The 20,792-nt window shown below is 45.6% G+C and carries 17 protein-coding genes and 1 riboswitch; of the genes, 14 read left to right on the top strand and 3 right to left on the bottom strand.

The window, feature by feature from the left end:
- The first annotated feature begins 15 nt into the window (after positions 1-15).
- From ACFSUO_RS01655 to uvsE, 7 genes are all read left to right on the top strand, one after another.
- The gene (locus tag ACFSUO_RS01655) at positions 16-1,008 is read left to right on the top strand and encodes an LLM class flavin-dependent oxidoreductase (protein ID WP_382390414.1); all 993 of its coding nucleotides are present in this window, start codon (positions 16-18) and stop codon (positions 1,006-1,008) included.
- A 222-nt stretch (positions 1,009-1,230) separates the two neighbouring features.
- A complete protein-coding gene (locus tag ACFSUO_RS01650; RefSeq protein ID WP_382390412.1) occupies positions 1,231-2,316 on the top strand; it encodes a hypothetical protein in 1,086 nt (361 codons plus the stop codon).
- A gap of 35 nt (positions 2,317-2,351) precedes the next feature.
- Entirely contained in the window at positions 2,352-3,485 is a 1,134-nt protein-coding gene (tnpB, locus tag ACFSUO_RS01645; protein WP_382390410.1) for an IS200/IS605 family element RNA-guided endonuclease TnpB, read from the top strand.
- A 379-nt stretch (positions 3,486-3,864) separates the two neighbouring features.
- Entirely contained in the window at positions 3,865-4,902 is a 1,038-nt protein-coding gene (gene argC, locus ACFSUO_RS01640; protein ID WP_382390408.1) for an N-acetyl-gamma-glutamyl-phosphate reductase, read from the top strand.
- 27 nt (positions 4,903-4,929) lie between these two features.
- Positions 4,930-6,156, top strand: a complete 1,227-nt coding sequence (argJ, locus tag ACFSUO_RS01635; RefSeq protein WP_382390406.1) for a bifunctional ornithine acetyltransferase/N-acetylglutamate synthase — start codon at positions 4,930-4,932, stop codon at positions 6,154-6,156.
- 11 nt (positions 6,157-6,167) lie between these two features.
- Positions 6,168-6,923 (top strand): acetylglutamate kinase, encoded by a 756-nt coding sequence (gene argB / locus ACFSUO_RS01630; protein WP_382390404.1) that lies wholly within the window; start codon positions 6,168-6,170, stop codon positions 6,921-6,923.
- A gap of 269 nt (positions 6,924-7,192) precedes the next feature.
- Complete coding sequence (gene uvsE, locus ACFSUO_RS01625; RefSeq protein ID WP_382390738.1) at positions 7,193-8,164, top strand: UV DNA damage repair endonuclease UvsE; 972 nt, start codon at positions 7,193-7,195, stop codon at positions 8,162-8,164.
- A gap of 65 nt (positions 8,165-8,229) precedes the next feature.
- Here uvsE and ACFSUO_RS01620 read toward each other — a convergent pair whose 3' ends face one another.
- The gene (locus tag ACFSUO_RS01620; RefSeq protein WP_382390402.1) at positions 8,230-9,438 is read right to left on the bottom strand and encodes a dicarboxylate/amino acid:cation symporter; all 1,209 of its coding nucleotides are present in this window, start codon (positions 9,436-9,438) and stop codon (positions 8,230-8,232) included.
- Positions 9,439-9,615: 177 nt separating this feature from the next.
- Positions 9,616-9,717: riboswitch (purine riboswitch) on the top strand.
- Between the two features lie 229 nt (positions 9,718-9,946).
- Between ACFSUO_RS01620 and ACFSUO_RS01615 the strand changes: the two genes are divergently transcribed.
- On the top strand, positions 9,947-10,534 hold the full coding sequence (locus ACFSUO_RS01615; protein ID WP_382390400.1) for a xanthine phosphoribosyltransferase: 588 nt from the start codon (positions 9,947-9,949) through the stop codon (positions 10,532-10,534).
- A complete protein-coding gene (locus tag ACFSUO_RS01610) occupies positions 10,534-11,829 on the top strand; it encodes a nucleobase:cation symporter-2 family protein (protein ID WP_382390398.1) in 1,296 nt (431 codons plus the stop codon). The genes ACFSUO_RS01615 and ACFSUO_RS01610 overlap by 1 nt, the downstream gene beginning before the upstream one ends.
- Before the next feature lie 80 nt (positions 11,830-11,909).
- On the opposite strand, the gene ACFSUO_RS01605 is transcribed toward ACFSUO_RS01610, so the two are convergent.
- The gene (locus tag ACFSUO_RS01605) at positions 11,910-13,739 is read right to left on the bottom strand and encodes a cation:proton antiporter (RefSeq protein ID WP_382390396.1); all 1,830 of its coding nucleotides are present in this window, start codon (positions 13,737-13,739) and stop codon (positions 11,910-11,912) included.
- Between the two features lie 126 nt (positions 13,740-13,865).
- Positions 13,866-15,020 (bottom strand): CdaR family transcriptional regulator, encoded by a 1,155-nt coding sequence (locus ACFSUO_RS01600; RefSeq protein WP_382390394.1) that lies wholly within the window; start codon positions 15,018-15,020, stop codon positions 13,866-13,868.
- A gap of 191 nt (positions 15,021-15,211) precedes the next feature.
- Here ACFSUO_RS01600 and ACFSUO_RS01595 point away from each other — a divergent pair, with 191 nt between their 5' ends.
- The 5 genes from ACFSUO_RS01595 to ACFSUO_RS01575 all read left to right on the top strand — a co-directional run bounded on the left by ACFSUO_RS01595 (position 15,212) and on the right by ACFSUO_RS01575 (position 20,593).
- Positions 15,212-16,378 (top strand): NAD(P)/FAD-dependent oxidoreductase, encoded by a 1,167-nt coding sequence (locus ACFSUO_RS01595; RefSeq protein ID WP_382390392.1) that lies wholly within the window; start codon positions 15,212-15,214, stop codon positions 16,376-16,378.
- A gap of 80 nt (positions 16,379-16,458) precedes the next feature.
- Entirely contained in the window at positions 16,459-17,817 is a 1,359-nt protein-coding gene (locus ACFSUO_RS01590; protein WP_382390390.1) for a sodium-dependent transporter, read from the top strand.
- A 68-nt stretch (positions 17,818-17,885) separates the two neighbouring features.
- A complete protein-coding gene (locus ACFSUO_RS01585) occupies positions 17,886-18,851 on the top strand; it encodes an ornithine cyclodeaminase family protein (RefSeq protein WP_382390388.1) in 966 nt (321 codons plus the stop codon).
- A 39-nt stretch (positions 18,852-18,890) separates the two neighbouring features.
- Positions 18,891-19,112, top strand: coding sequence for a hypothetical protein (locus ACFSUO_RS01580; RefSeq protein ID WP_382390386.1), 222 nt, complete (start codon positions 18,891-18,893; stop codon positions 19,110-19,112).
- A gap of 17 nt (positions 19,113-19,129) precedes the next feature.
- Complete coding sequence (locus tag ACFSUO_RS01575; protein WP_382390384.1) at positions 19,130-20,593, top strand: sodium:solute symporter family protein; 1,464 nt, start codon at positions 19,130-19,132, stop codon at positions 20,591-20,593.
- Positions 20,594-20,792 lie beyond the last annotated feature (199 nt).

Here is a 20,792-nt window from a genome sequence, read left to right as displayed (position 1 = left end):
AAGGAGACACCACAGATGAAGCTGAGTGTACTGGACCAGGCGCCCATTTCCAGAGGATCAGGACCTGAAGAAACATTGGAAAACACACTGAAACTGGCCCAAATAACCGAAGAATTAGGCTATACACGCTATTGGGTGGCGGAGCATCATAATACCAATGGGCTTGCGAGTGTATCGCCGGAAATACTGATGACGCGCATTGCCTCCTGTACCGAGACGATACGGGTTGGTTCAGGTGGTGTGCTGCTCCCGCAATATAGCCCCTTTAAGGTAGCTGAGAATTTTAAACTGCTTGAGGCAATGTTTCCGGGCCGGATTGATCTGGGAATCGGGCGGTCACCAGGCGGGTCACAAGACACACGAATGGCACTGACGGACAGTATCCAAAAAAGCATGAGCGAATTTCCGCGCCAGTTGTCTGATTTACAAGGGTTTCTGCATAATACATTGCCGAAAGATCATCCGTTCCGCCTGGTTAAAGCTGCACCAAGGACAGCGACAGTGCCGCCCATGTGGGTGCTGGGGCTGTCCGAGAGAGGAGCGGCAAATGCGGCTGAACAGGGGACCGGTTTTGTGTTCGGACATTTCATTAGCCCGGCAAAAGGACAGGCGGCGTTAAAGACGTATCGGGAAAAGTTTCAGCCATCACTGAATGCGGACAAGCCGCAGACCATCGTTTGTATTTTTGTAGTGTGCGCTAATACCGAAGCAGAAGCTGAAGAACTCGCCCTCAGCCAGGATAAATGGCTGCTGAATGTTGGCAAAGGTTCGGATGTAAAAGTGCCCAGCGTTGACGAAGTGAAAAATAAAACATTCAAACCCGAAGAACTGAACGAAATCAGGAAAAACCGTGAACGCTGTGTCATTGGCACACCGGAACAGGTGAAAGAAGAACTGTACCGTCTGAGCGACGTTTATCAAACGGATGAATTCATGATTATTACCAACATCCATGATTTTGACGCCAAAATCCATTCTTATAAATTGCTGGCCGAAGCGTTTGCGTGAGAAAAGGTTGAAATTGCTGTTTTGGCTGCTTTCGATGATTTGTTTTGCATTTTTGCTCGAGGGAAAATAGAGTTTTCCAGGCTTTTCGATAGGTGATTATCAAGTTTTACCAACTCGACTGAATTGGCTGGATGGCTTATACTGTGAGTAATAGAGTGATTCATTCGCTGGGTATAAGCAGGCCTGTGGGACGCATGATTAAAACATGTGGGAGTGGAGAATATGGAAAATAATGATTATCTGCAAGCCATTCTGGAGCAGCAACAACAATTTCAGGTGGAAATGCGAAATGAATTTAGGAACGTCCATGTGAAATTGGATCAGCATGAAAAGCGTTTTGACAGAATAGATGAGAAGTTTGCCGAGGTAGATGAACGCTTCGACCAGGCGGATGCGCAATTTGCACAGATAGCGGAGCGCTTTGATGGAGTGGACGCGAAGTTTGCTGAGGTAGATGAGCGCTTTGACCAGGCGGATGCGCAATTTGCACAGATAGCGGAACGTTTTGATGGAGTGGACGCGAAATTTGCCGAGGTAGATGAGCGCTTTGACCAGGCGGATGCGCAATTTGCACAGATAGCGGAGCGCTTTGATGGAGTGGACGAGAAGTTTGCTGAGGTAGATGAGCGCTTTGACCAGGCGGATGCGCAATTTGCGCAGATAGCGGAACGCTTTGATGGAGTGGACGCGAAGTTTGCTGAGGTAGATAAGCGCTTCGACCAGGCGGATGCGCAATTTGCGCAGATAACGGAGCGCTTTGATGGAGTTGACGCGAAATTTGCTGAAGTGGATGAGCGCTTTGACCAGGCAGATGCGCAATTTGCACAGATGGCGGAACGTTTTGATGGAGTTGACGCGAAGTTTGCGGAGGTAGATGAGCGCTTTGACCAGGCGGATGAGCAATTTACACAGATAGCGGAACGTTTTGATGGGGTTGACGAGAAGTTTGCCGAGGTGGACAGACGTCTTGATGGGCTGGATGAAAAATTTGATTTACTGTCGGCTCAGACGGCAAATGCTGTCACGACACTGTCTGATAAGTTGGATTCGATGAATGAAAAGCTGGATGACAATATTGTGGCAAGGTATGAAATTGATTTTATCTTGTTTAGGCGAGAAGACCCCCACCTCAAGAAATGTGAAGGGGGAACCCCAGTGAGTAGGTGGGGGATGAATCGCCTTCGGACAAGGGATGGCTTTAGCCATCTCAATTGTCCGACCGATTGGATCTCAAGTGTCTTTCAAAACACCCCATTCACCTTATTACAAAGTAAGGAACAAATGTTTGCATACCTTAGAATAAAATGATATAATAATAGACATAATAGGGGGTGAATAAACTATTGGTCCACAAATCCTTCAACTTTCGTCTCTATCCAACCAAAGAACAAGCCATATTAATCAATAAAACCATTGGGTGCGCACGTTTTGTATACAACCATTTCCTCTCCAAGTGGAACAATACATACAACGAAACGGGAAAAGGCTTAACCTACACAACCTGCTCATCCCAACTGCCTCAACTAAAAGAAACGTTTGTCTGGTTAAAAGAAGTGGACAGTATCGCCATCCAATCATCATTAAAGAACCTTGCCGACGCCTATAGCCGATTCTTCAAGAAACAAAACAAAGCACCACGATTTAAATGCAAAAATCATAACATCCAAACCTATAAAACAAAATATACAAACGATAATATTACTGTTTCCGGAAATAAAATTAAGCTACCCAAACTTGGACTCGTCACGTTTGCAAAAAGCCGTGAAGTCGAAGGCCGCATCTTAAACGCTACCATCAGACGTCATCCAACAGGCAAATATTTTGTATCCATCCTCGCTGAAACAGAAATAGAAGAATTGCGAAAAACGGAATCAACCGTCGGAATTGACGTTGGATTAAAAGATTTTGCCACCCTTTCCGACCATACAGTCTACAAGAACCCCAAATTCTTTCGTGCATTGGAAGAAAAATTGGCCCAAGCTCAACAGATTCTTTCCAGAAGAAAAGTGGGTTCTTCCAACTGGAACAAGCAACGTATCAAGGTTGCCCGATTACATGAAAAAATCGCAAACGCACGCAAGGACTACTTGCATAAAATGTCAACCAACATCATCAAAAACCACGATGTGATTGGTCTAGAAGAATTGCAAGTGGCCAACATGCTGAAAAACGCTAAACTAGCCAAATCCATTAGCGAGGTAAGCTGGTCACAATTTCGGACCATGCTTGAGTACAAAGCGAAATGGTATGGCAAGAAAGTGGTCACGGTGTCCAAAACATTTCCCAGCAGCCAGCTATGTTCGAACTGTGGATATCGCAACAGAGACGTTAAGAATCTCGCACTGCGTGAGTGGGATTGTCCCGAATGCCATACCCATCATGACCGAGATGTAAACGCAAGTAAAAATCTTCGTAATGAAGTCTTACGATTAACCGCAGGAACTGCGGGGATAGCCTACTCCATAACTAACCAATAGGTTGGTGTTCTTAGGAATCCCCCACTTCAATCAGACCGTAAGGTTGATAAGTGGTGGGTAGTTCAAAACGGCAAAGGTTCAGCACCTGGAAAAAGAAGTATTTAAATTAAAGAATCAGTAATGGCTTAGAGCTTTGTTTGAATATAATTATGATCAATCGGCTTCGGAAAACCCCGTTATCTGCTAAAAAAATTAGCGGATAACGGGGTTTTTTTATTCCCCTTGGACAAATAGTATTGCTTGAACGGACCTGGTGTTGACATGTGAGCGTAGATTCGCCCCAAAATTTTTTGCGAAAATTATAATTATACACTTGACTTTATTTTTATACATTTTATAATAGTGGGAAAACATTTCGGAATGAATGGGAGGTTTCAACATGAAAGCGGCCATTATCGGGGCAACAGGCTATGGTGGGGCAGAGCTAATTCGTCTTTTGCATTATCATCCGGACGTGACATTACAGTCGTTCCACTCGTCCAGCCAGGAGGGGGAATCGATTGCGGCGAGCTATCCTCATATGCAGGGAATTGCCGAAAAAAACCTTAAGCATATTGATCCCGCACAAATTGCCAAAGAGGCCGATGTTGTCTTTGCAGCGGCCCCAGCAGGTGTATCAGCCGAGCTTGTGCCGGAATTGGTGGATAACGGTGCGAGAGTGGTTGATTTATCCGGTGATTTTCGTTTGCAGGATACCGGCAAATATGAAGATTGGTACCAAAAGAAGGCACCGGATAAACAGTATGTAAATCAGGCTGTCTACGGATTGACGGAGTGGCTGGAGACGGATATCACCGGCACACAGCTTCTTTCCAATCCGGGATGTTATCCGACAGCGGCCTTGCTCGCGCTTGCCCCGCTGGTTAAACAGAACCGTGTAGATACAAGCTCGATTATCATTGATGCGAAAACGGGTGTGAGTGGTGCGGGCAGAAAAGCAGCAGCGGCGACACATTTTACGGAAACGAACGATAATCTGAAAATCTATAAGGTTTTTAAGCATCAGCATACACCGGAAATCGAAGCAATGTTGGAAGCATGGTCCGGGAAACCGGAAGCTATTACTTTCAGTACGCATTTGGTTCCTATGACAAGGGGGATTATGACCACGATTTATGCGGATGCCCCGCAGGATATGACAGCACAGGAACTGACGGAACTCTATCAGGAATGTTATAACGATTGTTATTTTGTCAGGGTGAAAGAGCAAGGTACATATCCGAGCACAAAAGATGTTTACGGATCGAATTTTTGTGATTTGTCACTTTCCTATGATGAACGGACGAATCGGATCATGATTGTTTCAGTGATTGATAATCTTGTGAAGGGCGCGGCCGGTCAGGCTGTTCAAAATATGAACCGGATGTTTGGACTGAATGAGACGGCTGGGCTGGATTTAATACCAGTTTATCCATAAGTAAATAATCGGAAGGAGGAGATAGAATTGCTGACTGCAAAGAGCGGCATAAAAACATTGGAAAAGGGGTCCGTTGTGACACCGGATGGGTTCCAGGCAGCAGGTATGCATACGGGTGTGAAGCGTAAACGAAATGATTTGGGGATGATTTATTGTGATGTGCCGGCAAGTGCAGCAGCGCTCTATACGCAGAATGTGATCCAGGCCGCACCACTCAAGGTCACCAAAAAGAGTATTGCAGAAGAAGGAAAACTGCAGGCTGTAATTGTTAACAGCGGAAATGCGAATGCATGCACAGGAAAAAAAGGGGAAGAAGATGCTTATACAATGAGGAATGCCGCTGCTGAAGAATTATCTCTTCCTGAACATCGTGTCGCTGTTTCGTCGACAGGGATTATTGGACTCGATATGCTCATGGATCGGATTCTTCCTAATATTAAGCATCTGGATTTGCAAATGGATCAGGAAGCGGCAGCAGCCTTCAATCAATCTATCCTGACAACCGATGCCATAAAAAAATCCACATGTTATCAAACAGTCATTGATGATGTACCGGTGACCATAGCCGGATCGGCAAAAGGTTCTGGCATGATTGAACCGAATATGGGAACCATGCTCGCTTTTATAACCACGGATGCAGCCATCGAACCAGATATGCTGCAGCTGGCATTGAAGGATGTGACTGATCAAACATTTAACTGCATAACCGTTGATGGTGATACATCAACGAATGACATGGTGCTCACGATGGCAAGCGGTAAAGCCGGAAACGCGAGTCTGACACCGGCACATAAAGACTGGGATGTTTTTGTGGAAATGCTTCAAGAGACGTGTGAAGATCTGGCGAAAATGATTGCTCGTGATGGGGAAGGAGCGACGAAATTAATCGAAGTTCAAGTAGCGGGGGCAGCGGATGACGAACAGGCGGTCCAGGTAGCGAAAACGGTCGTTGGTTCCTCGCTGGTCAAAACGGCTGTCTATGGAGCCGATCCAAACTGGGGGCGCATTATTGCCGCGATTGGACGAAGCGGTGCGGATGTAGATGCCGGGACAATTGATGCGTCCGTCGGTCCGTTTCAGCTTCTGGAACACAGTCAGCCGTTACCTTTTTCTGAAACGGCCGCATCGGATTATTTAATGCAGGATGCGATCACCATAACCGTTGATTTGAATGTCGGCGACGGATTTGGCAAGGCCTGGGGATGCGATTTGACGTACGACTATGTGCGCATCAATGCCAGTTACCGGACGTAAGGAGGAGTGACATGAGCAGAATTGTTGTTGTCAAATGCGGTGGAAGCATATTGGATAATTTGACAGATTCATTTTTCGGAAATATGGCAAAGATGCTGGAAAATGACGTCTTTCCAATTGTGGTGCATGGCGGTGGACCGGCCATTCAGGAGATGTTGGATAAACTGGATGTAACCTGCGCGTTTACAGATGGACTCCGGACGACATCGGCAGCCGCGATGGATGTGGTGGAAATGGTATTGACGGGGAATGTGAATAACGAGCTGACACGCCGATTCAATCAGGCAGGTATGCAGGCGGCAGGATTTTCCGGCGCCGATGCCCGTCTGATACAGGCCGTACCAAAAAATTTTCAGCGGTATGGCTATGTCGGGGATGTAACAGATGTGAATGCTGCGTTTCTCTTGGCTATGCTCGGGCGAGGGATTGTGCCGGTCATTGCTCCTGTTGCTGTGGGAAGAGACGGGAGCCGGTATAATGTCAATGCTGATACAGCTGCTGGTGCCATTGCCAGAGCAACGAATGCGGAGCGATTAATTTTTGTGACCGATGTGCCTGGGGTTATGCAGGGTGAAAAATTGCTTAGCAATATATCAGAAACAGACATGGAACAGCTGATTGCTGAAGGAGTTATTCAAGGTGGCATGATTCCGAAAATTAAAGCGGCAGTCGGCAGTTTGGGAGAAGGACTCTCCGATGTGATGATTGCGGATGCGAACCAGCGCATTAGCGCGTCCGGCTTCACAGGAACAACCGTTACAAAATAGGGGGGGCTATCGACCCGTCGGTGTGGCATATCGACCTGTTAATGACGAGTATCAACCAGTTTGTGGTGGATATCGACCAGAAAGGAAAAATATCAACCTGCTGCCGTTGGATATCAACCGGTGACCAGGGAATATCAACCGGTCACCGGCTATTATCAGTCCGCCAACCCTGTGCGCGCAAACACGCATCTGCAATGATTTACATTCATGGAACGGTCAAAGACGGGGCAAACTCCTGTATAAGAGTGACCAAAAAGGAGTGTCTGTCTGTGACGTTTGTTCGTCTAGGATATGTGGCGATGAGTGTGCATCTGCAAAACGCTTCGCCATCGAAAACGATGACCTATTCCAATTTTTCCAGGATGGAGGATAGGGAAGCGGCTATCCATAAACTTGAAACGATTGCCCGAACAAATTTGGCTAACTGTCTGCGTTTGCTGAAACATAATATTGCCCACGACATTACTTTTTTTCGATTATCGTCGAAGCTGGTACCACTGGCGACACATCCCGAATTGAGTGACTGGGATTATATGCAGGCGGTGGGGGAACCGTTGGATAACCTTAAACAATTTTTACAAAATCATCCTGATATGCGTGTGGATTTTCATCCGGATCATTTTGTACTGCTTAATTCACCGAAAAAAGAGGTGCTGCAGAATTCGATCCGGACATTAAGCATGCATCACAAGCTATTGAAGGGGATGGGGATTGACCCTGTGAACCGGTGTGTCCTGCATGTCGGCGGAGGATATGGTGATAAGGAAAAAGCATTGGAACAGTTCATCCATAACTGGGCGTTTGTGCCACGTGATATCCAGCGTATGATTATACTGGAAAATGACGATAAGACCTTTACCCCGATGGATACGTTATATCTGTGTGAAAAACTGGAGTTGCCGATGGTGTTTGATTACCATCATTATCTGGCAAACCATAAGGAAGGGGAAAATTGGCGTGATGTCTGGGATCGGATTTCAGGAACATGGCAGCAGACGCAGCTTCCGGTAAAAATGCACATCTCCAGCCCGCAGTCTGCAGAAAAGTTCCGGGCACACGCTGACTATGTTGACAGTGGCATGCTGATGGACTTCTTGCAAGAGATAAACGGAAGTGTAACGCAAATCGACTGCATGATTGAAGCAAAACAAAAAGATGACGCCCTCTTTCAACTAATGCAAGACCTTGAAAAGCACCCCAACATTCAAATCGCAGACGGCGCAAGCTTTTACATCCAATAGGGACAGGGACAGGCTTCTTGTCCCGCCCCCATCCTCCCTTGAACAAATTTCTTCCTGCAACGGTTTTAGCTTTCCATTTGTCTTTCCGTATTATTGATCACCACGGATCCTGACGCGTCGCCCGTTATATTGACGGCAGTACGGAACATATCCATAAATCGGTCGACGCCAGCAATCAGTGCAATGGCTTCCAGCGGCAGGTTCAGTGTTGTCAGAACGAGCGTCAGCATTACTAATCCGGCACCTGGAACGCCTGCTGCACCGATGGAACCCAATGTGCCGATAAGAATGATGATCATAATTTGTGTAAACGTCAGTTCAACACCATATGCTTGCGCGGTAAACAAAGTGGCAACACTCAAATAAAGGGATGTACCGTCCATATTAATCGTTGCGCCTAATGGAAGGATGAAACTTGAAATCTTTTTCGATACGCCTAAACTATCTTCGGCGCATTTGATGGTCACCGGCAATGTCCCAGAACTGCTTTGTGTACTGAATGCGACCAGACTTGCCGGGGCAATGCCTTTGAAAAACTGAAACGGTTTCATTTTGCCGAACGTTTTGACGGCAAAAGAATAGGTGACAAGTGCATGGACAATGCAGGCAGCAGCTACAACGGATATCAGCTTAATCAGCGGCAGCAATACGGAAAGGCCATACTCACCGATAATCGGTGCCAGCAAACCGAAAATACCAATAGGGATAAGTTTCATGATAATCCATGTGATTTTGTACATGATCTCAGCAAAACCTTCAAAGAAGTAATAGACCGGTTCTGCCTTTTTTCCGACCATGGTAATGCCGATTCCGACGAAAATAGAAAAGAAGATGATTTGCAGAATGTTTCCGCTTGATAAGCTTTCGATGGGGTTGGTTGGGATGACGTTCAGTAATACACTGATGACACCATCTGTTTCTGTAGCTTCAGGTACCTCTCTGGATGTGGAAATGTCGACGCCTTTTCCCGGGGTGAACAAAAAGGCGGCTATCAGGCCGATGCTTACAGCGACAAAAGTAGTACAAATATAATAGAGGATGGTTTTTCCACCGATTCTCCCCAATGTTTCCATGCTGCCAGTGCTTGCCACACCAACAATAAGCGAAGAAACGATCAGCGGCACAATAATAAATTGAATAAGACGCAGAAACAAGTCACCCAATGGCTGTACAACATCGATACTTGGCCCAAAAATAATACCGGCAATTACAGCAGCTATAAAAGCAACCAAAATCTGTGTCAGCAAACGTGTCTGGCTGGGGTTACCCGCCATAAGATATTCCTCCTTTCATTGTGCTAGTAAATGAGTATGTTGAACGTATGAAAATGAGAACTTTATTAAACGAAATATTCAAAAAATAATTTCTGGTGGGCTACCCATTTCGGGTGCAGTTGGACAAGGAATTTCCGCGGGGTTGATTTTGTGGTAGGATGTGCTATAATGGGCTACATCAATTAAATAGCTTATTTTCATATAATAGCGGGAATATGGCCTGCAAGTTTCTACCGGTTTACCGTAAATAAACCGACTATGAAAGGAAGCCCAGTGAATGGTGCCGTTTTTAATTCAGAACCTTATAAGAAAAACTTCGGCACTCACGATAAGACGTGGCGAATGCCGAGTTTTTCTAATAATTGGCGCCAGTCTTGTTTTCGGATTCTTATACCCGGAAAACATGCTTTCCTCATAGTTTGAGTGGAAGCTTGTTTACGGGTTTTTTGTGTTTTGGGTCCCGGCTGCTTGTCAGTGGCGTATTCCTGGGAGCGGGAAGGAGATCATCATGAATTTGTTAAAGCAGAAGATTGTAACGGAAGGAAAAGTCCTGTCCGACTCGGTATTAAAAGTGGATGGGTTTTTGAATCATCAGGTTGATCCGGTACTGATGCAGGAATTAGGGGAGGAATTTGCTTCCCGCTTTGCCGGGGAAGGAGTCACCAAGATTGTGACACTCGAATCGTCAGGTATTGCACCGTCGGTTATGGCGGGCTTAAGCATGGGCGTCCCGGTTTTATTTGCACGGAAACGCAAGTCCCTGACGCTGACAGATCATTTATATACTGCCGGGGTTTACTCCTATACGAAAAACGAAACGAATGACATTTCTGTATCGGCTGATTACCTTTCCAGTGATGATGTCATCCTTGTCATTGATGATTTTCTAGCCAATGGGCAGGCTGCGGATGGTCTGATTTCCATTGTGGAACAAGCCGGAGCATCGCTGGCCGGAATTGGCATCGTGATTGAAAAAGGTTTTCAGAATGGCGGTGACGTACTCAGAGGCCGTGGTATTCGTGTGGAGTCACTCGCCGTTATTGATTCATTGGCTGATGGAAACGTAACATTTCATACGAAGGAGGCATCATTATAATGAAAACAGCCACACTCAGTCTGCAGCATTTGCTAGCTATGTATGCCGGAGCTATTTTGGTGCCACTTATTGTCGGTCAGTCACTGGGGCTGACATCCGAGCAACTGACATATCTGGTCGGTATCGATATTATGATGAGCGGGGTCGCGACCATCCTGCAAGTTGTCCGTAATCGTTTTTTCGGGATTGGTCTTCCGATTGTTCTCGGCTGTACCTTTACAGCAGTTGGACCGATGATTGCAATTGGCGGGGAATACGGGATTTCAGCTATTTATGGGTCTATTATCATTTCGGGAATTGTTGTCCTTTTAATCAGCCGGTTCTTTGGCAAGCTTGTTCGTTTTTTCCCGCCGGTGGTGACAGGGACAGTCGTAACGATTATCGGAATTACGCTTATTCCGGTTGCCATTCATAATATGGGTGGCGGCGAGGGTGCTAGTGATTTCGGGTCAATGACGAATATTTCTTTGGCATTCGGAACGCTGCTGTTTATTATTTTGCTGTACCGGTTCTCGAAAGGGTTTATTCGGTCAATTGCCATTTTGCTAGGACTAGCGGCAGGAACCATTACTGCCGCATTGATGGGCATGGTTGATTTTGCAGCAGTTGGCGATGCGTCGTACGTCCACATGGTCAAGCCGTTTTACTTCGGAATGCCGACGTTTGAGTGGTCGGCCATTGTGACGATGACGCTGGTTGCGATTGTGTCACTGGTGGAATCGACTGGCGTTTATTTTGCGCTTGGCGATATAACGGAGAAGGAATTGCATGAAGATGATTTAACTCGGGGCTACCGTGCAGAGGGTCTGGCAGTACTGCTGGGCGGAATTTTCAACGCGTTCCCATATACGGCTTTTTCGCAAAATGTCGGTCTCATGCAGATGACAGGAGTTAAATCGCTCAGGGTCATTCTTATAACAGGTTTCATGCTTGTGACGCTGGGGCTCGTTCCCAAGATTGCCGCAATAACCACAATAATTCCGACATCTGTATTGGGCGGAGCGATGGTGGCAATGTTTGGAATGGTGATTGCCCAGGGGATCAAAATGCTCAGCACCGTGATTACGGAGTCTGCAGAAAATGCGATGATTGTTGCCTGCTCAGTTGGAATGGGGATGGGTGTTACGGTTGTTCCGGAGCTCTTCAAGCAGTTTCCGTCCAGTGTCCAGATTCTGACGAGCAACGGTATTGTAGCCGGAAGTGTGACTGCCATTGCGTTAAACATTGTTTTCAACATGACACCAGTCCGACTGAATCAAAAGCAGCCATCTCCGGTGCATCAAGAAAGCGCCTAAGTTTGGCATTAGTGCCAGGTTTGTGTGCAGGCAGCATGCACAGGCGCCATTACAAAGAAAGACACGATTGGGCCGAGCGATCAGGAGGATTCTTCCTGATCGCTTTCGTTATTTTCCGCCTGTTCTGTGAGCATGACGACCCAATCCCCTTCATTCAGTTCGAGTTTTTCACGGCGGAGTGTCATAAACGCAATTTCTTTATTCTTCTTCCAGACAAACAGCAGCATACCACTTTCATCAAAGTCTTCCCGTTTCACTGCTTTCTGTTCGGTCATTTCCATGGAATCAAATGTATAGCCTTCCTGTAATTTTTTGCTTAATTCCGGCAGTATCGCATTTTCATGAAAAAGCACGTGCCCTTTTATGGCAGGGGCAATCTCTTCATTATCCGAATCCCCCCGCTTGCTCGCAGGCAGAGCGAATGTGTTATTGTACCCGAATTCCGGTGCATACGACTGGCAAATGAGCGCATTATACGCGGGTTCGTCCGTCATGGCCAGAATATAGTCATACGGGGTAAGGTCAACCTCAAATTGAATATACTCGGATAAAATTTGCCCGTAAAATGTGTTAATCCCTTTGTTTTGGGCATCTAACAAATGCTCATAGGAATCATCGATCATCAACACAGGAATTTCCAGCGATTTGCAATAGTCGGCAAACGCAATGGAAAAGCGGTTCGCCCCGATGATTAAAATACCTGCCTGTTCTTCGCTGGCGAGATTCAGTTTCTTTGCCAGTGGCCCCAATGTAAATCCGTGCGCACATACAGTAATGAAGACGAGTGCAAACGTGATGGTGGTCAAAATGGAAGCACCTGCATAGCCATCTTCAGCCAGTACACCCGCGAAATAGCCGGATACGGTCAGCGCAACAATACCACGCGGGGCTATCCAGCTGATTAGCGTCTTCTCGGAAGCGCTCATTTCCGTGCCAATGGTCGAAAGCCAGATGGAAAGCGGCCGGACGACAAACAGCATGATTAGTACAAAACCGAGAATAGGGATAGTAAAAATCTCCAAAATGGTTTCCCTTGTCAGCGATGCCGTCAGTAAAACAAAGATGGTTGACGTAAGAATAACGGAAATGTTTTCGACAAAATGGGAAACATTGCCGATGGACGTCACATATTTTTTCGTTCGTGCCATCGTCAGCCCCATAACCGTTACAGCGAGCATTCCGGTCTCATGCATAATTACTTCGCTGACGGTGAAGCAGAGCAGGACAAATGACAAGACGATGGGGGATTTCAGGAATTCCGGGAAAAGTCCTTTCCGCACCATCTTGCTTACGAAAATGCCGGCAGCGAGCCCGATAATCGCGGCTAGCAGCGCCCCTGCGAAAAACGTCAGCAAATAATGCCCCTGGACGTTCTTATCACCGATTACTTTGATTACCTGATAGGCAAACAGCGCCAATAACGGGCCGATTGGATCAATGATAATCCCTTCCCATTTCAGGACAGTTGCTACTCGTGGTTTCAGCTTTGCCTGCCTTAGCAGCGGAATAATGACAGTAGGCCCGGTGACGATAAACAACCCACCGATAATGAACGAAATGGCGAAATTCAATCCGGCAATGAAATGTGCTGCCAGGGCGCCGCCAATCCAGGCCAAAAACGCCCCAATTGTCACGACCCGCAATACCGATTTGGAGATTCCTTTCAGTTCGCGGAAATTAAGACTGGAACTGCCCTCATACAGGACAACCGCTACAGCCAGGGAAATGAGTGGTGTATACAGTTCATCAAGTGCTTCTTCCGGATTGATAAGCCCAAAAACAGGTCCAATCAGAAGGCCAGCAACCGACATGATGACAATCGATGGCCATTGGATCCGCCATGCCAGCCATTGTGAAAATATGCCTAGTATGATGATAATGACGATACTGAGCAGTTCTGCCTGTGCCAACGGTTTCACCCTCTTGTAAGACGAAAATGACAGCAATCATTGCTGTCTGGAAATAAAAGTCCACCATTAGCCTGCACGTTTTTTCGGTATACTATGCTTTATGCGTTAGGTGCTGCTGTTCGGATTTCAAGCTTTTAGGATGAGATAAAGCATCATGCAGTCTGCAAATGCTCCGGTATCGAGAGATGTAAGTGTATTAATTTTTTGCAGGCGGTAAATCAGGGTATTCCGATGAATGAACAAATCCTTGGCAGCCTGGCTGATTGTCAGGTTGTTTTCACAGTAGGCGATGAAACTTTTTGCTAGTTCCGGAAAATGATCATCTTCGAGAAGGTACTTGACGCGGAACTGCAGTTTTTCACGGAACGGTGCATGAAGCTGATCCGGAAGCAGCTCTTTTACCATATCCCAATTGTGGTAAGTGTAGATTTGTCTGGATGTGCCACACTGTTTCCCGAATGTGATAAGTGCTTCGGCTTCCTGGTAGGATTGGTTAATATCAGCCAATGACTTGGACAGTCCGCCCGCCGCGACCGTTGTGTCTGTTACACGGTAGACTGCAAACATTTCCAGCAAGTTTTCACTTTGACTGGTAAACCGGTCCAGCGCTTCTAAATAGGCCATTTCCGAATCCGCTTTTTTTAACAGAATAATTTTTTCGGTATTTAAGAACGAACAAATAACATCATCACTGCAATGATAGGCTCTTTTCGTGCAGTCAATCAGTCGTTCTTTCAACTGGTCAATTGGTATTGTTTGCTGGATATTGCTGATGAGGGAGTCACCGATATGGATCACAATGCAAAATCGTCTGGAACTTTGAGAGATAGCAAGCATTCGACAATATTGATCAACATATTCCTGGCTGATGGATTCATTGAGCAGGATATACTGGGCAAATGTCTCAAGTGTTTTCGTCTCCAAGTCTTCCAATTGCTGATGAAATGTTTCCTGCCACATCATTTCGACGTATTTTCTGACCAGTTTCGCATATGGTTTAACCTCTTCGGGCGGGCCAATAATGCCCAGGACACCGACTGTATTACCATTCAACTGAAGCGGAGTCGCCACCCCCGGGAGAACATTAGGCAATCCCCTGATTTTATCGTCGTCAAATGACAGGAAGTTATCTTTGGACAGTACTTCCTTGGATGGCTCATGCAACTTCCCAATCCGGCTGGGGTCTGTAGAACCAATGATATAACCGTTTTTATCACTTAAACTGATAGGGAATGGCAAAATTTCTGAAACCGCTTTCACAACCTTTTGTGCAACTTGCACGAATCCCTCGATCCTGCTCACATCCTCTCTTCAAGCATATCTTAACCACTGTTAATTGTAACATAATTAAGACAATTATAACAATACTAAGATATTTTTGTTCAAATTAACCATAGCCCCTAAGCTGCCAAATGCGCTATAAATGGATGTAATCTTGAAAATAATCTAATTTTACTGCCTGGGGTGATTTCTTGACGAAACAAACGGATATTATCATTGTCGGCGGCGGTGTAGTTGGGTCGAGCATTGCCTACAATCTGCTGCAGGATGGGTTTGAAGGATCAATAACGATTTTTGAAAAAGATAAAATATATGAGTTTGCATCAACGCCAAGAAGTGCCGGAGGGTTAAGGCAGCTGTTCACAACAGGTGTCAATATTCAGTTGAGCCGGTACGGACTGAAGAAATATAAAACATTTGCGGAAGATATGGCGGTGGACGGAGAAATTGCCGAAATCGATTTCAAACAACGCGGATATCTGTTTTTGGCCAAGAATGAAAACATGGAACAGCTTCAGCAACAACTTCAGCTGCAGCAGAAATATGGTGTTCCTGCTGAATTGATGGCAAAGGAAGAACTGCATTCCATCATTCCTGAGTTAATTATTGATGATCTGCAAGGAGGGCTTTACTGCAGCGAGGATGGCTACTTGGATCCATACTCCGTTATGCAAGGTTATGTACGGAAAACGAAGGAGCTTGGCGGTACGTATGTGTATGAGGAAGTCGAGACGATTCTGACGGAAAGGGGGAAAGCAGCAGGTGTTCAATTGAAAAACGGGGATGTTTATAAAGCACCTGTCGTTATTAATTGCGCAGGACCATGGGCATCGGAACTGAGTGAAAAAGTTGGCCTCCCGCTGCCGATTGTTCCTTTGAAACGGCAAATCATTCAGTTTGATGTGGCAGAGCCGCTGGAAAAATATCTGCCGCTCACAATTGACCCAAGCGGTGTATATTTCCGGCATGAAGGTAACGCATTGATTACCGGCTTCTCGGAAAATGTGAAACCGGGCATTGACTTCAGGTGGAAGCGATCGTTTTTTGAAGAACAGTTATGGCCGGTTCTGGCGGAAAGGGTTCCAAATTTTGAGCGGGCGAAAATTAATCGTGGCTGGGCCGGAATATACAGCCATAATACCAAAGATCAGAACGCTATCATTGGTGAACACCCACAGCTTGATGGGTATTACATGGCATGCGGATTCAGTGGGCATGGCATGCAACAGGCTCCCGGTGTTGGAAAGGGTCTGTCCGAATTAATTCGCAAAGGACGCTATGAAACGCTTGATTTGAATCCGCTCCGATTTGAACGATTTGCCAGTAATGAATTGATTATTGAAGGGGCTGTTGTATAAGAAGCAAAACTGACCGGCTTAAATCATTAAAAAAGCCGGTTGTTTGCATTGAGTTTTAATGGGGATGGAGGGAGATTAGTATGAGCAATTCTAATCGTGAAAAAGGAAGGGAAAGCTGGGGCAGCAGGTTAGGGTTCATTATGGCGGCATCCGGTTTTGCAATTGGCCTTGGGAATATTTGGCGATTTCCCTATATTGCTGGAAATAATGGTGGGGGAGCATTTCTTCTTATCTATCTTTTAATTGTTCTAGTTATTGGAGTTCCTCTGTTTTATGCAGAAGCTGGATTAGGACGAAAAGCGCAAGCCGGCGCGATTACGGGTATGCGTAAATTAGCCGGAAAAGGAAGTCCGTGGGTATCCATTGGGTGGCTTGGCACACTTGCGGCCTTATTGATTATGTCCTATTACCTGATGATTATGGGGTGGCTGTTTGCGTATTTTTTTAATATAGGTATCGGCACCTTTCAAGGAATTACGTCTGAACAGGCCGCTGTGATCTACGAAGATTTGATTTCCAACCCTCTTGCAGTACTGGGATACAGCATTATACCGACATTGCTCTTGGGTATTATTGTGTCGAAAGGTGTAAAAGATGGCATCGAGAAATTTGTGAAAACGGTCATGCCTCTTTTATTTGTTATGCTTATTTGTCTGGCTGTTTTTTCACTGTCCTTGCCCGGATCCTTCGAAGGGGTTGTCTGGTATTTGAAGCCTGATTTTTCTCAGATAAATGCAAATACGGTACTGGCGGCACTTGGGCAGGCCTTTTTTTCGATTGGCATTGGCTTGGCATCAGCCTTTACCTATGGCAGTTATTTAAAGCCTCATGGTTCAAACTTGGTGAAAGATGGTGCCTGGGTCATTTCGCTGGACACGTGTATTGCCTTTTTGTCAGGATTGGTAATTTTTCCAGCCCTTTTTGCTTTTCAAATGGCACCCAATTCGGGACCAGGGCTGCTTTTTTTAACGATACCGACGTTGCTTGATCAACTGCCGTTCGGATATATTTTCGGGTTGGCCTTCTTTTTACTTGTGATTATTGGTGCTATCACAACTGGGGTAGGTCTGATTGAAACACTTGCTGCTAATGTTGCTGAACTGTTTGATTTGAAGCGAAAAGCTAGTGTCTGGATTATTATTAGCGTGACCTTTGTAATGGCAATTCCATCCATTTTGTCACAAGGGCCATGGTCAAACGTGCAATTGTTTGGCATGGATATTTTTGGACTGATTGATTATGTTTCCGGAAATATTTTACTGACTTTAGGCGGGCTTCTTATCTCACTGTATGTTGTGTTCCAATGGACATTCAAGCGATTTATGAACGATATTAATACTGGAACGGTATCTATGAAACTTTCATCTGCTTGGAAACCAGTTATAAGTTATCTTATTCCTTTGTCTATTGCAATAATTCTTATAACTGGTTTAATGTAAAGAGAGAGGCCTGCTGGTAGTATCACATAGGTTAGTAAACAGGTTGATTTCTAAAGGAGATTGATAAAATGCTATTTTTAAGTGAACAGGACATGAAGCAATCGGTGACGATGAAAGACGTGATTGATGCCATTGATGACACGTACCATGTTTACGAATCGGAAACGTTTCAGGCGCCGGAGCGCATGCATGTACAGGATGGCGATAATACACTGCTGCTAATGCCGTGCTTTACCGGTGATGCAATTGCAACCAAACTTGTCACCATTTTTCCCAACAATCAGACACATCCGACACTGCATGGGCTGGTTGTGTTGAACAGTAACGAGACAGGTGAAGTGAAAGGGGTGTTAAACGGCTCTTTCCTGACCGGCATGCGCACAGGAGCCATTGGGGGTTCCGCTGTTCGTCACCTGGCGCGTGAAGATGCGGCGTCACTGGCTGTAATCGGCACGGGTACACAAGGTTTCTATCAAGCTATTGCTGCATGTACGGAACGGCCAATCAAGCATATTTACCTCTATAACCGTTCCAATGAAAAAATAGAAGCATTTAAGAGTTCGCTCCTAAACTGGGTTGGAAAAGCCATTCAAGTCCATCCCGTCTCCTCACCAGAAGAAGCTGTCAACGATGCTGATATCGTTATAACAGCGACAACATCCAAAGATCCGGTTCTTCCGGATAATCCAGACTTGCTGAAAGATAAATTGTTTATTGGCATTGGTTCATTTCAGCCATCAATGAGAGAGTTTCCTAAGTCCCTCTACGACATTGCGGATGTCGTGATGGTGGATACAGAACATGCCATTGCCGAATCGGGTGATATTGCCACACCGCTTGAAAAAGAATGGGTAACCGAAGACGCCATCACAGCAATGTCCCGCCATATTGCGAGTGGCACCGAGTTCAACAGCCGGGAAGCTGGGACAGTCGTGTTTAAATCAACTGGAATGGCTTTATTTGATGTGGTTGTTGCCAATTTGATGTATCAAAAGGCTCAGGAGAATAATGTTGGAACAAGACTGAGTATGTAGGTAGGAAAATTCAACAAGTGATGAAGGGAGGTGATAAGCGTGCAATCCAAATCAAGGCTTTTAGACCCTGGCATTATTTTAGTAGGTGTTTTGCTTTTTTGCGCAGCTGTAGTGTTGATATGGTGGCCGACTGATGTTTATTTTATGGGAATTTCACTGGCGGGATGGCTGATGTTTTCGAGTTATGCAGTATGGTTTCTTTTGGCGGTAATCTATGTTGTCTGGACTGAGAAGAGGGAAAAGGCAAAAAATGATAAATGAAATGGAGGGAAGCAGATATGCAAATACTCGAAACCACCATATTAGGGGTATACCTTATCTTAATGACGCTGATGGGCATTTATTTCACAAAACGTGCACACTCGTCTGAAAATGATTATTGGACAGCCGGTAAAAGCATCAATACGTTTGTCGGAGCGTTTGCGTTGTTTGCCGCATTAGCAAGTTCCAGTTCATTAATGGGTGCTGTTGGATCAGGTGTGGCACTTGGTGTTCCTTTTCTTTTTGCCTATGGGTTTGGTGCGGTCGCTATATTGCCGTTCACGCTGTTTTTGGTATCCGGTCAGATTAGGCGTTCGGGCGTCAGTACACTGCCTGAATTTTTTAAGCAGCGATATGGAAAAGCAGTGCAGATTGTGGCTGTATTTATAGTTGTATTTGGGATGACATTTTATATGGTTCCACAGCTTACGGCATCGGGTTTAATTGGATCTTATGTTTTAGGGGTTGACTATAAAACGGCTGTGATCGTGCTGGGAATTGGGTTTACACTTTATGCAGCTCTGGGTGGAATGTGGGCTATCACATATACCGATCTCATTCAAGGGTCTGTCATGCTCATTGGGATGCTCGTATTGTCATTAATTATTCTCGTTCAGCACAATGGGTTTTCATCACTGATACAGGACGCCTTAGCAACCAGTCCAAATTTCGGTGACATCACACAGCCTTGGATGTCTTATTTTGGTCTGTTTTTAGCTTTCTTATGGTTCGGAATTGTCTCACCGTCGGCAGTCATGCGTAACTTTGCTTCACGGGATGCAAAAACAGCGCGCCGTTCGGCCATGTGGGCTTGTCTCTTGTATTTATTGGTTTTCGCATTTGGGCTCATAGTTGCTGCAGGTGGGGCCAGTCTTGGTATAGCCGATACCCTGAACAATCAGGATATGATCTTTGTATCGGTGATTGAAAATTATATGTCACCACTTCTGGCTGGAATTATGCTTGCCGGATTGCTTGCTGCTATCATGTCTTCTGCTGATGCAATGCTTTTGGCGATTTCAGCAGGTGTTGCTCGTGATATTTATAAGGAGTATATAAATAAGGAAGCATCGGAAAAGACCGTTACCAAAATTGGTTTTGTGGTCATGATTGTTGCGAGCGTGATTGGTATTGCCATTGCTATTAATCCACCACAGCTGATAGCCATCATGGTTGGCTGGGTAGGTGGCTTTCTATTATCTTCCTTTGGTTTTCCACTGGTTCTGGGAATTTGGTGGAACCGGGCCAATAAAGCCGGTGCTCTCGCAGGTATGCTGGGTGGGGCCGTTACATTCCTTATACTTGTCATAACAAAGCCTTTCGCATTGGTATCAGAACCGATCATTGCAGCCCCTGTTTCGCTAATACTTGTCATAGTAGCCAGCTTGCTCACACAACCGCCATCATCTGAGACCCAGAACCAGGTCAATCGTTATCATGCAGAAGATGAGAAAACCGATCTGGGAAAGACCGCTGGATAAAATCATCTAGTAAACGAGTGAATTTCATAATTCAATATCTACCTTTAAAATACGAACAATTAGGTTATTGCGTTTGATTTCCACTTCAGGCGGACGCTTTCCGCGGGCGGCTGATGAGCCTCCTCAGGCTAACGCCTTGCGGGGTCTCATCTAGGCCTCTTATCCCGCAGGAGTCGTCCGCCTTCCGTTCCAATCTTCT

Origin of the sequence: Lentibacillus juripiscarius (assembly GCF_042685205.1) — a bacterium.
GTDB classification, from domain to species: domain Bacteria; phylum Bacillota; class Bacilli; order Bacillales; family Amphibacillaceae; genus Lentibacillus; species Lentibacillus juripiscarius.
Note: the sequence above shows the minus strand (reverse complement) of the source record. Positions and strands in the feature narration are given on the sequence as shown.